The organism is Deinococcus aquiradiocola, assembly GCF_014646915.1.
Classification (GTDB): Bacteria; Deinococcota; Deinococci; order Deinococcales; family Deinococcaceae; genus Deinococcus; species Deinococcus aquiradiocola.
In genome coordinates this window covers 373,531-385,866 of sequence record NZ_BMOE01000003.1, presented here as the reverse complement: position 1 = coordinate 385,866, position 12,336 = coordinate 373,531, and the positions used below count along the sequence as shown (strand labels likewise).

Here is a 12,336-nt window from a genome sequence, read left to right as displayed (position 1 = left end):
TAGACTGATCTCAGCTCGTGACTGGCAGAAAGAGAGCCCGATAAGAATGAGCGCGAGTGGCCCGATAAGCTGAGCGGCGGGGGCCAAGCTGGCGAGCGCACGCAAGGGGCCCCCTGCTGCGACGTCACAGGAGGCCCAGGAAGCCGCGCGTCACCACCGACCCCACTACGAGTCCATGAAAAGACGCGCAGGCCCCTTCACGGCCGTGCAGTGCCCCGCAGCAGGCCAGCACACCACGGGGCTCTGGAACGCCGGGAAGGTCAGAGGGTATTGAGACGGATCCGCAGATCATGCAGAACCGCGTCGCGCTGTCCCGACGACACCCCGCGCAGCAACCACTGCCTGATGGCGAGCGGGTCCTCCTGATGCAGCAGCTGCCTGAGCGCCTCGAACTCGGAGGTTTTCAGCTCGCCGCGCAGCATCACCATCGCGACGCGCATCACCTCCTCCACCTGTTCCTCCACCGGAAGTCGCTGCAGGCTGTCCTCCAGGCTCTGCTGCTCCTGCTCCTCGCGCTTCTGCAGTTCCGCCTGACGCTGTTTGCGTTTCTCGGCCGCCTGATCGGCCGCCGGCGTCGTCAGGAGAGGTTCGGCGTCCACCTGGTACTTCTCCGGGTGCTTCAGCAGATCCACGAAGAACGCCGCCCGGCTGCGCGGCTTGTACCCTCCCGCCAGCAGGGCCGCGAACCGGTCGAGGGTGTCCTCCACCGCGTCCTGCCCGTACTCCTGCACCATCTGCTGGGCACGGATACGGGTCAGGCCGATCAGTGTGAGGCGGCCCACCAGCTGCGGGTCGGGCGGATCGGCCATCTTGCCGAACACGTACTCGATGACTTTCTTCTGCCCGCGACCATGAAAGTTCACGGCCGTCAGGAACCCCCGTTCGATGAGTTCGTCGTGCGCAGTCTTCAGTGCCCGCTCGACCAGCGACGGCCGGTCCGACACGATCTTGCAGGCCTGCGCCCAGTCCATCAGGCCGACCGCGAAGGACGATACGCGCTGGGACGGGTCCTCGGGGTTGACCCTGCGGGCGTCCAGCAGGCGGTACAGCGCGCGTGTCGGGGGACGCTTGAGGCTCTGCATGAACGCCAGATCGAGCGCCTTGATGTACCCGGCACGGACCGAGCGCACGAGTTCCGCAGGCAGGTGGATCTTCAGGATGCTGGTCGGGTCGAGCTGCTCTTCGCCGCTCGCGGTCGTGTACTCCAGCCGGTCGATGTAGCGGAAACTGGCGGTCGTCCAGCGTTTCTGCGGGTGATCTCGCCAGCCCTCGCTGATGAAGTAGTTGGTGGTGAGGAGCCGTTTGAGGCTCACGCCGAGCGCGTCGTAATAGCGGCCGGAGGTGTCCAGTCCGGCCGCCTGCAGGATCAGGTAGGGGGTGGCGGTGACGGTGCCCTCGTCGGGCAGGCCCTGTTCGATGAAGAGGTTGATGAGCGCGGCGCTGATGTCGTTGTCGGTGCCGTGCGGGACGCCGTACTCGGGGAGAGCCTGGCAGACCACGCGGTAGCGGCGCAGTTCGTCCACGTGGTCGACCGTCCATTCGCGGAAGTCGGCGGGGATGCGTTCCTGCACGCTGATGAGGCTGAGCTGGCTGACGTTGATCTCGTCGAAGCGTTTGAGCTGCCCGAGCTTGGCGCGCTGCGGTTTGACCTGTACGGGTGTCCGTGCAGGGACCTTGACTTTCGCTCTGGGTTGTTTGGCGTCCTCGGGCACAGCTCCTCCGTTTTTTGGCCGTGTGTTTGTTGTGTATGTTTTATCTTTTAAATCTTTTAAATACTACTTGATGACAACACCAAGAGCCGGGTCGTCGTGTGTCCTGGAGGGCGTGCAGGGCCAGAAACGGCGCAAGTTGTCCGAGCTTTCGGCGCAAGTTGTCCGATACTTTTGGGGTCGAAGCGGCGCAAGTTGTCCGAGGGTCGAGACTGAACGGCGCAAGTTGTCCGATACTTTCGGCGCAAGTTGTCCGATACTTTCGGGAGCCGAACGGCGCAAGTTGTCCGATACCTGTCGCGAATTCGGCGCAAGTTGTCCGATACTTTCCGGTCAGAACGGCGCAAGTTGTCCGATACCTGCGTTTTCGAATCTGCAGCCATCGGCGAACGCCCTGCTGGGGGGGGTTTCCATGGCTTCCGAGATGGGCGATGGCGCAAGTTGTCCGATAGGTGCCCCATCCAAACGGCGCAAGTTGTCCGATAGTGCTTTTCTGTCGAAAACTCGCCATGGTCTCCGGTGTCATCCCCCGGATATCCGGTCATTTCATGGCAGCATCTGGCCGGAAACCAGTCTCCCCTGACAGCACACACCCTCTGAAGAGAGCCATTTGGCGCAAGTTGTCCGATAGTGGATGTCATCCTGGCCCACCCTCCTGACGGGTCAGCAGGGCGAACGGTGGAGGAGCGACCAGCGTCAGGATTCGCCCGTCCAGCGGATGCCGGACCGCCAGCCGCTCGGCGTGCAGCAGGTATCCGCCGTCGCCCGGCAGTCCAGGCAGCAGCGGGAGCGGCAGGCCGTCCGCGCCGTACAGCGGATCGCCGACGAGCGGATGACCGATGGACGCCAGATGAATGCGGATCTGGTGGGGTCGTCCGCTGTGAATGTCCACGCTGAACAGCGCGGAGTCCGCCCGCTGCTCCAGCAGGGTCGCGTCGCTGGAGGACGGCAGGCCGTGCGGGTTCGCGGCGAACACCTTCCCGAGGCGCGGGTGGTCCACCGGGCCGATCGGGGTTCGGATCTCGTAGTGCGCCTGTTCCGGGTGGCCGCTCGCCAGGGCACGGTACGTCTTGTGGACCTCGTGCTCGCGCCAGTCGCGTGACAGGGCGGCGGACGTCGCCGGGTCCAGCGCGAACAGCACGATACCGGAGGTGCCGCGTCCCAGGCGGTGCAGGGGGGAGGCGTCCGGGTACGTGGCGCGCACCCGGTGCAGCAGCGTCTGCGTGAGGAAGCCGCCACCCGGCAGGGTCGGCAGGCCGGACGGTTTGAAGACCGCCAGCAGCTGACGGTCCTCGTGCAGCACCCGGTAATCGAGCGGGACCTCGTCCTCCATCCAGGGTGGGCGGTGCCAGACGAGCTCCTGGCCGGGCCGCAGGAGTTCCGTGCCGGTGGCGACGGCCCCTTCGAGGAACACCTCGCCCGCCGCGAGCCTCGCCCGCCAGACGTCCTCCCCGGAGTGACGGTAACGGCGCGTGAAGTACTCCAGCACGTGGACGGGCGCGCGTCCCAGGGCGCGGTCCGTGAGGCGTTCACGGTAGGCGTAACCGTCGTTCAGAGGCATGCGCCGAGTCTACGGTCCCGGCGGGACGGACGGGCGGGCCGCGAACTGCCTTCGGAACTCGCGTGGCGACTGCTGGCAGGCGCGCGTGAACACCTCGTGGAAGTGGCTGGAGGACTGGAAGCCCGCCTCCTGCATGACGTCCAGGACGGGCAGGGTGGTGGTGAGCAGCAGGCGCTGCGCGTGGGCGACGCGCAGCTGGGTGAGGTACTCGACGACGGTGGTGCCGAGCGCCTGGCGGAACAGGGTGCTGGCGTAGGTGGGGTTGAGGTTGACGTGGGCCGCGACGTCCGCGAGCCGGACGGGGGAAGCGTAGTGCGCGGCGAGGTGGGCGGTCATGCGTTCGACCTTGCCCGCCTGGACTTCCGGGAGCGGGTGGAGGACACCCTGACCTGCGGCCGGGCCGTTTGCCTGGGTGCCGGTCCAGTGGAGCGCGAGTCGGCGCAGGCGCGCTTCGAGTTCCAGAAGGACGATGCGCCGTGCCTCCGGGTCGCTGCTGTCCAGCAGGGTGGACCAGTCGCTGAAGCGTTCCGGGTCGCCGGGGTCGGTGCGCGTGCCGAGGACCGCGTTTCCGTGCAGGGCGGCGTTCAGGAGGCGTGCGGGGAGGTTCCACTGCAGGACCTGCTGGAGGGGCACGGTGAGCCACACGACGCGTGCGGGGTCCTGTGTGGCGACGACGCGGTGCGGCATGGCGGCCCACAGGAGGGCCAGCTGTCCGGCCTGCAGCGTGAAACGCCTGCCGCCCATCAGGTACGTGACGCTGCCGCCGAGCATCAGGTTGAGTTCCAGTTCGTGATGCCGGTGAAAGGTCGGCATGCTGTGTGCCTCTCCGGTCCAGCAGGAAAGGCCGAAGCGGTCCTCGGGGGAAGCGGCGGAAAGCACACCTGAAGATACCGGAAGTTGCAGTCACCTGGGCGGAAGAATTCCGTCAATCTTCCCTCTAGGCTGGGAGGCAGTGGACAACGCAGGGAACGGTCCGAATGGCGCGGCGCGTGTCCCGTCGTCGTTCCAGGGAGGTAGACATGAATCCATCCGAATCGGCCGCTCAGGTGCACATTTCTCCGTCCGTCCAGCTCACCGGAGCCCCGGAGGCAGGCGCGTATCACCTGACCGAGGAGCAGATCCGGTTTTTCGACGAGCAGGGATACCTGATCCTGCGCAACTGGGTGACCGGTGAACTGCTGGAGCGTCTGCAGGCGGCCGGTCACCGCTGGATCGAGCGTGGCCTGGAGGACGGCGGCGCGAACCGCGATCACCTGTTCGCGCAGCGTGAGGCCGGGCGGGTGATGTGGCGCGTGGATTACGTCCACGACAAGGGCGAGCCGGTGTCTCTGGAACTGCTGGGGAGCCCGCAGGTGCTGGGCGTCGCGGAGAGCCTGTGCGGGCCGAACTTCGTGCCGACCTACGAGAGCATGGTCTTCAAGTTCGAGGGGGACGGTGAGCAGGTGCCGTGGCATCAGGACGCCGTGCACCCTAGGACACGGCGCATCTTCAACTTCGACCTGTACCTGGACGAGTCGCGGGTGGGCGGCGGCGCGCTGCGCGTGATTCCGGGATCGCAGGGCGCACCTGCGGACATCTGCGCCCTGACGGACGAGCACGGCTGGGACGCCCCGGACGCCATTCAGGTGGAGATGCAGCCGGGCGACGTGCTGCTGCACGACGTGATGGTGGTGCACGGGTCGGAGCGCGCGCAGGGCAAGAAGCTGCGCCGCACCATCTACTACGAGTTCCGCGCGGCGGAGGAGATCGTGGAGGAGGGCCCGTGGGACCGCGAGTGGATCGAGCGGCGGATGCGGCTGGTGCCGCTGGCGATCGAGCGCTTCCGGCACTCGGGTCTGCCGGGTGAGCCGTTCGAGTGGCGGGCGGACGAGGCATTCCGGCCCCGGTCGCTGGGGACCGAGGCGGAGGAACTGCGGGTGGTGCACCTGACGCACATGGCCGGGTCGTACTGCAGCGCGGGGGACGTGCCACTGAAGGCGGAGTCGAAGCAGGCCAACTCGGCAGATTGAACACGATTCTGTTTTGCACAATTGATGAAGGTGTGCCTGGGATCCCCTCACGCTTCGGCCGTGCGGGCTGCGTACCCTGACGGTGTTCATCGGCAAGGGTTTCGGCCCGTCGTCTCACCCCACAGGAGGATCCCATGCCCCACGTCACCGTCGGTCAGGAAAACAACCAGGACATCCAGCTGTACTTCGAGGATCACGGCCAGGGCGAGCCCGTCGTGCTCATCCACGGCTACCCGCTCAACGGCCACTCCTGGGAGCGTCAGGAAGCCGCGCTGCTCGACGCCGGGTACCGCGTCATCACCTACGACCGCCGCGGGTTCGGTGCGTCCAGCCAGCCTTCCGCCGGCTACGACTACGACACCTTCGCGGCCGACCTGGACGCGCTGCTGCGCCACCTCGACCTGACCGGCGTCACGCTGGCGGGCTTCTCGATGGGCGGCGGCGAGGTGGCCCGCTACATCGGCAAGTACGGCGAGAGCCGCATCAAGAAGGCCGTGTTCGCCTCGCCGGTCGCCCCCTACCTCGTCAAGACCTCCGACAACCCCGAGGGAGTCGACAAGAGCGTCTTCGACGGCATCATGGACCAGATCCGCAAGGACCGCTTCGCGTTCTTCAAGGGCTTCTTCGAGAACTTCTACAACGCCGACGTGTTTCGCGGCAGCCGCGTGAGCGACGACGTGCTGCACCAGAGCTTCATGGTGGCGGCCTCCGCCTCGGCCCGCGCAACGCTCGCCTGCGTGCCCGCGTGGCTGGAGGATTTCCGCCCCGACGTCGCCAAGATCACCGTGCCGACCCTGATCGTTCAGGGCGACCAGGACCGGATCGTGCCGATGGAGGCGAGCGGCGGCCGCCTGCCGAAGCTCATCGCGGGCAGTGAGATGGTCGTCATCAAGGACGGCCCGCACGCGATCAGCTGGACCCACGCCGACGAGCTGAACGCGGCGCTGCTGGCTTTCCTCCGGAAGTGAGCGCGAACGCCTGACCCGCCGGGCCCGAAGGCCTGAATCACATGGACCCCCGCACACGCGGGGGTTTCGTGTATGTCATATTGTGTACGCGTGGACATGTGTGTGAACACGTACACGCGTTTTAATTGTGCTTCGCGAGGCATCCCGCCGCCCTCCCTGCGCCAGACTGACCGGAGATGATGACCCCGCCCCCCAGACCCCGCCCGCCGGTCAACCCGGACGCACCGGTCAGCACCCCCGACGCACGCACGCAACTGCGCGACCTGCTCGCCACCGTCCGCCTCGTCTGGCAGAGCAGCCCCGGCCACACCACCGTCCTCCTGACCCTGTCGTTCCTCGGTGCGTTCCTGCCCGCCGCGACCCTCTACACCACCAAACTCCTCGTGGACGCGGTCGGCAAGGCCACCACCGGAAACCTCGGCGCGGTCGGCGGTTACCCGCACCTCGTGCAGCTCCTCGCCCTGCAGGTCGGCGTGGGCGCGCTCGGTGCCGTCCTCGCCAGCTTCCAGAACACCTCCCGCGAACTGCTCGGCGACCGCCTGCAGAACCGCATCACCCTGCAGATCCTGCGCAAGGCCGTCGGCCTGGAGGTCGAACGCTTCGAGGACGCCGAAACGTACGACGCCCTCCAGAACGCCTACCGCGAGGTCGGCGTGCGCCCCCTCGGCGTGCTCACGCAACTGATCAGCCTGCTGCAGGCCGTCATCACGCTCGGCTCGATCGGCGTGCTGATGGCGAGGCTCGGCCCGCTCGTCCTGCCGCTCGTCCTGATCGCCAGCGTCCCCGGCGTGATCATCCAGAACCGCTTCGGCACCGAGAGCTACCGGATGCTGCGCCGCCGCACGCAGGACGCCCGCGTGCAGAACTACCTCGGGAGCGTCCTCACCTCGGACGCGCTCGTCAAGGAAGTCCGGCTGTTCAACTTCGAACCGTACCTGCTGCAGCGCTGGCAGGACTACTACCTCAAGTTCCGGGCGCAGCTCGTGCCGCTCGTCCAGCGCCGCAACGCGTGGACGCTCGCGGCGTCCCTGCTCTCCGCCGCACTGGTGGGGGTCGCCACGCTCGGCGTGCTCGCCCGGGCCGCGCGGGGTGAGATTACGGTCGGGGACTTCTCGCTGTTCGCGCTCGGCATCGCGCAGGTGCAGGCGCAGTTCTCCGGCCTGCTGACCGGTGTGAGCGGCATCTACCAGAACCTGCTGTACATCCGGAACCTCTTCGAGTTCCTCGAACTGCCGACCCGGGACCTCGACGCGGGCGAGACGTGGGAAGGCCCGATCCACACCATCGACTTCCAGGACGTGAGTTTCAGTTACCCGCTCACGACGCGCGCCGTCCTGAACGGCCTGTCCTTCACCGTCCGGCGCGGCGAGGCGCTCGCCCTGGTCGGAGAGAACGGCGCGGGGAAGACCACCGCCATCAAACTCCTCACGCGGCTCTTCCAGCCGACCGGGGGCCGCATCCTGCTGAACGGACAGGACGCCGCGCGTTTCAGTGCCCGCAGCGTGCAGGCCGAGATGAGCATCATCTTTCAGGACTTCGGGCAGTATCAGATGACGGCGCGCGAGAACGTCGTCCTGAACGGCGAGGGGAACGCCGCGCAGGTCGAACAGGCTGCTGAATGGTCCGGCGCGCAGGAGGTCCTGGCGGGCCTCCCGGCCGGGTACGACACCATGCTGGGGCGCATGTTCAGCGGCGGGCGGCAGCTGTCCGGCGGGCAGTGGCAGAAGGTCGCGCTCGCCCGGCTGTACTACCGGCCCGCGTCCGTCCTCGTGTTCGATGAGCCGACCGCCGCGCTCGACGCCGCCGCCGAGTACGAGACGGTGACGCGCCTGCGCGAACAGGCGGGTGAACGCATCACCGTCATCATCTCGCACCGCTTCTCCACCGTGCGCCTCGCCGACAGGATCGTGGTGCTGGAGGACGGCCACGTCAGCGAGAGCGGATCGCACGCCGAACTCATGGCGCAGGACGGCCGGTACGCCTCGCTGTACCGCCTGCAAGCGAGCGGCTACGCCGACTGAACCGCAGGCGGGTGGACCGGCGACGCCACCACGTCCGTACACCGTTCTTCCGTGGACGCCCGCAGTCATGCCCTATGCTCGGGACATGACGCCGCTCGACAATCCTTTCTGGTCGGCCCTCAGCGGCCCACAGCACGCCTGGAGCGAGGGCACGGGCATGGCGAGGCGCTACCGTCCGGACGTCGCGCCGTTCGCGGCCCTGCAGGACGACACACCGGCCGCGTGGGCGGCCCTGGCGGGGCTGCTCGGGCCGGACGGTGTGGGCGTGCTGTTCGGCCACGGCCTGCAGGTCCCGCCGCACTGGACGACGCTGCGCACCTTCGAGATCCTGCAGATGACGTACCCGCACGCCGCGCCGCCGGACGCGCCGCCCGTCACGGTGACGCGTCTCGGGCCGGACGACCGGCCGGACATGCAGGCCCTCGTGACGCTCACCCGGCCGGGACCGTTCAAGACGCGCACGCCGGACCTCGGCGCGTACTGGGGCGTGCGCGAGGGCGGGCGACTGATCGCTCTGGCGGGCGAGCGGGCACGGCCTGAGGGATACTGCGAGGTGAGCGCCGTGTGCGTGCACCCGGACGCGCAGCGGCGCGGGCTGGGCGCGGCCGTCGTGGCAAGCGCCACGGCGGGTATCCTGGCGCGCGGGGAGGGGCCGTTCCTGCACGTCGCCGCCGACAACGACGCCGCAAGGCGCGTGTACCTGCGCCTGGGCTTTCAGGAACGGACGGTGCTGACCGTCTTCGTGGGGCGGCCCGGCCCGGGCTGAACCCGGGCGGGACCGGACCGCCGTTCAGGGACCTGCACTCGTTCAGGGCCTCACACTGTGCCGGGCGAGCCACGCGTCCCGCTGCTCACGGGCCCGTCCCTCTGCGTCCCGCCAGAAGGCGTCCTCCAGCCCTGCCGCGTCCGGCGGGACGCTCCTCCCCTCCGCCCGCAGCCGTGCGGCGAGAGGACCACCTGCCCGGGCTGCCGCGCCGGGCGCTCCTGCCCGCCCGTCCGGCGCGGCACGGACCGCCCGCGTCACCTGCACGAGCGCCGTGTAGCGCGCGGAGAGGCCCTGCAGGTCCGCCACGCTCGGCGCATACACCCACGGCCCCACCCGGCCCAGCCGCGCGACGAACCCCGTCCACTCGCTGTCCAGCACCGCGTTCAGCACCGCCTCCGCGTCGCCCGGCGCGAGCCACGGCCGCGCCCGCAGCAGGTCCGGCACGAGTTCCGCCTCGTCGCGCAGCAGCCTCACCAGCGGCGGCACGGCATGCGCGAAACTCACGTCATGTACCTCCGCGATCCCGATTAGGGGACCGGGACCGCCGGGCAGGGGAGACGTGGACGCCACGCCCCAGGGTAGAGCAGCCGTGGCCCGGGGGAGGTCACGGGTCCGGCTCACCTGGGGCTGATGGTCACGCCCCGGTACGCGGTGTTCGTGGGAGCCGTCGCGAGCGTGACGGGCGAACCGGTCAGGGTGCCGCCGTACCCGCTCGTGTCGCTGAGCGTGACGAGGCGCGAGGCGCTCGTGGCGTACAGGTTGACGGTCCCGCCGGTCACGGTGCCCGTCAGGCCACGGAAGAAGTCACCGCTGCCCCCCACCGTCCCTGCGTTCACCGCACGAGGCGAGAAGCAGGGCGGTCAGCAGGGGCAGGTGTCGGTACTTGAGCATGGTCGGACCTCGGGCGGGTGCGGCTGGTGCGGGAGATGTGACGCCCGGTCCACAGTCGGCCAAGCATGCATCAGCATGAGGTCAGGCTGAATTTCATGAGTGGCCTGCGCCTCACCGGCCCGCCTCTCAGGTCCGGTTGACGCTCCCCCCTCCCGCCCCAATACTGGGGAGCCCATGCCCGCGACCGCCACCCCGACCACCCACCCCGACTTCCAGGCCGAGGAGACGCACCTCACGCACACCATCCGGGCCGTGCTGCGGCAGATCGACGCTTGGGAGGACCGCGACCGGAACGTCGGCGCGGACCTCGAAACGAGCCTCACGCTGGCCGACAACGCCGAGGAGAAGGCCGCGATGCTGGCTGTGCACGTCAAGGAACCGTACTTCGGGAGCCTGCGCGTCCGCATCGGCGGGCGCGAGCAGCTGCTGTACGTCGGCAAGCACGCCTTCCTGGACCTGCAGGGGCCGCACTCGGTGGTGTCGTGGGAGTCGGCGGTCGGCAGCCTGTACTACAGCGACGCGCTGACCTGGACCGCGCCGGGCCGAGGACAGGCAGCCGGCCTCAAGGGGACAGTGCTGCGCCGGCGGCAGCTGGACGTGCAGGACCGTGCCCTGCACCGCGTGACGGACCTGTACGACGTGGACGCGGGCGGCGACACGGGCGGACGCGAGGCCGTGCTGCTCAGCCGCCTGTCGGAGGCCGCCACGACCGGCATGCGCGACGTGGTGGAGACGCTGCAGCCGGAACAGAACGACGCGGTGCGCGCCCCGGCAGGCACGGCGCAGCTCATTCAGGGCGCGGCCGGGTCCGGGAAGACCACCATCGGCTTCCACCGCCTCGCGTGGCTGATGCACCCGGAACGCGCGGCGGAACGCGCCCGCCCGGAGGCGTGCCTGGTGCTGATGCCGAACCAGGTGCTGGCCGCGTACGCGGCGCGCGTCCTGCCGGGCCTGAACCTGCAGGGCGTGAACGTGACGACGCCCGAAAGCTGGGCACTGTCGTTCCTGGGCCTGGAGAAGATGGACGTCACGGACCGCACCCTGACGCTGCTGCTGCAGGACCGCGACAACGGGCGTCGCCGGGCCGCGTGGCGCCGCGCGAAGGCGCTCGGGGACCTGCGGATGCTGGAGGTGGTGCGTCGCCACCTCGCCCGCAGGCTCGCGGTGAACGTCGCGCGGCTGGAGTTCGCGCTGCAGGTGGACCTGCGCGGTGAGACGCGCAGCGTGCAGCTCGGCCCGCACGACCTGCAGGGCCTGCTGGACGACGTGCAGCGCCGCTCGCCGCTCGAAGGGTACCGTTCGGCGTTCCGCACGGCGACCCTCGAGCGCGTCCTCGGCCTGCTGAACGCGTCCGGGGACGCGGAGGTCACGCGCGTCACGCGGCTCCTCGCGCCGGAGGTGACGGCCCTGACCGGCAAGGTCTTCGCGGGCATCCTGCCGGTCAGCGAGGGCCGCCGCATCGTGTCGGACGAGGCGACCCTGCGCGCCGCCGCGGACGGCCTGCTCGACGAGCGGACGCTGGACGTGCTGCTCGGTGACCCCCTCACGAGCGTCGCCAAACCGCGCCGCAGTTCCGCCGACGTGACCGAGATCCCGCTCATGCTGGCCGTCGCGGCCCTGCTGGACGGCGTGGGTCGCCGCGAGGGCCGCGAGGTCGCGCCGTACGACCACATCGTGCTCGACGAGGCGCAGGACTACGCGCCGCTGCTGTACGCCCTGCTGGCCCGCGCGGCGCGCCCCGGCCACATCACGGCACTCGGCGACCTGAACCAGGGCCTGCACGGGTACAAGGGACCGGGCCGCTGGGCGGACGTGCAGGCCGCACTGGGTGGCGAAGCCCGCGCGCGCCTCACCACGCTGTCCCGCACGTACCGCAGCACGCGGCAGATCACGCGCCTGTCCGCCCGCGTCGCCGCGACGTACAACCGCGCGGCCGACGTGGTGGGCGTGGACCGTGACGGCGCGGACGTCATGCGCCTCACGGGCGAACCGCTCGCGGTCCTCACGGCGCGCGCCGTGAAGGCCATTCAGGCGCAGGGGCACCGCAACGTGGCGGTCGTGACGCGACGCGCGGCGGACGCCGAGACGCTCGCCGCCGCCATGCGGCACCACGACGTGGACGCCCAGCCGATCCTGAACGAGCAGGCGCGCTACTCGGGCGGGGTGGTGATCCTGCCCGTGAACCTCGCGAAGGGCCTGGAGTTCGACGGGTGCGTGGTGGCGGGCGCGGACGCCGCGCACTACGATCCCGGCACGGAATTCGAGTCGCGTCTGATGTACGTCAGCGCGTCGCGCGGCCTGCACATGCTGGCCCTGACGGCCGAAGGGCCCCTGCACCCGCTGCTGCTGCCACCTGACGACGAGCGCGGCACCTTCGCCTCCTGACCCCCGCCCTCCTGTCCTGGTGAAGT

10 protein-coding genes are annotated in these 12,336 nt (G+C 69.3%); 5 read left to right on the top strand and 5 right to left on the bottom strand.

Annotation, left to right across the window (positions count from 1 at the left end):
- Positions 1–260: 260 nt before the first annotated feature.
- The 3 genes from IEY33_RS07265 to IEY33_RS07255 all read right to left on the bottom strand — a co-directional run bounded on the left by IEY33_RS07265 (position 261) and on the right by IEY33_RS07255 (position 4,149).
- A complete protein-coding gene (locus IEY33_RS07265) occupies positions 261–1,712 on the bottom strand; it encodes a replication initiator protein A (protein WP_188961630.1) in 1,452 nt (483 codons plus the stop codon).
- 634 nt (positions 1,713–2,346) lie between these two features.
- A complete protein-coding gene (locus IEY33_RS07260; protein WP_188961627.1) occupies positions 2,347–3,270 on the bottom strand; it encodes an RluA family pseudouridine synthase in 924 nt (307 codons plus the stop codon).
- A gap of 9 nt (positions 3,271–3,279) precedes the next feature.
- Complete coding sequence (locus tag IEY33_RS07255; protein WP_268238817.1) at positions 3,280–4,149, bottom strand: helix-turn-helix domain-containing protein; 870 nt, start codon at positions 4,147–4,149, stop codon at positions 3,280–3,282.
- 140 nt (positions 4,150–4,289) lie between these two features.
- Here IEY33_RS07255 and IEY33_RS07250 point away from each other — a divergent pair, with 140 nt between their 5' ends.
- From IEY33_RS07250 to IEY33_RS07235, 4 genes are all read left to right on the top strand, one after another.
- A complete protein-coding gene (locus tag IEY33_RS07250) occupies positions 4,290–5,279 on the top strand; it encodes a phytanoyl-CoA dioxygenase family protein (RefSeq protein WP_188961621.1) in 990 nt (329 codons plus the stop codon).
- Between the two features lie 134 nt (positions 5,280–5,413).
- A complete protein-coding gene (locus tag IEY33_RS07245; protein ID WP_188961618.1) occupies positions 5,414–6,247 on the top strand; it encodes an alpha/beta fold hydrolase in 834 nt (277 codons plus the stop codon).
- A gap of 176 nt (positions 6,248–6,423) precedes the next feature.
- Positions 6,424–8,268, top strand: a complete 1,845-nt coding sequence (locus IEY33_RS07240) for an ABC transporter ATP-binding protein (protein ID WP_229670853.1) — start codon at positions 6,424–6,426, stop codon at positions 8,266–8,268.
- Between the two features lie 85 nt (positions 8,269–8,353).
- Positions 8,354–9,034, top strand: coding sequence for a GNAT family N-acetyltransferase (locus IEY33_RS07235; protein WP_188961616.1), 681 nt, complete (start codon positions 8,354–8,356; stop codon positions 9,032–9,034).
- A 42-nt stretch (positions 9,035–9,076) separates the two neighbouring features.
- Here the strand turns inward: IEY33_RS07235 and IEY33_RS07230 are convergent, their stop codons facing one another.
- Both IEY33_RS07230 and IEY33_RS07225 read right to left on the bottom strand, forming a co-directional pair.
- A complete protein-coding gene (locus tag IEY33_RS07230) occupies positions 9,077–9,538 on the bottom strand; it encodes a hypothetical protein (protein ID WP_188961614.1) in 462 nt (153 codons plus the stop codon).
- Between the two features lie 113 nt (positions 9,539–9,651).
- Positions 9,652–9,870, bottom strand: a complete 219-nt coding sequence (locus tag IEY33_RS07225) for a hypothetical protein (RefSeq protein ID WP_188961611.1) — start codon at positions 9,868–9,870, stop codon at positions 9,652–9,654.
- Positions 9,871–10,099: 229 nt separating this feature from the next.
- On the opposite strand from IEY33_RS07225, the gene IEY33_RS07220 reads away from it, so the two are divergent.
- Positions 10,100–12,310: a helicase domain-containing protein gene (locus IEY33_RS07220; protein WP_188961608.1), complete on the top strand. Its 2,211-nt coding sequence runs from the start codon at positions 10,100–10,102 to the stop codon at positions 12,308–12,310.
- Positions 12,311–12,336: the final 26 nt, after the last annotated feature.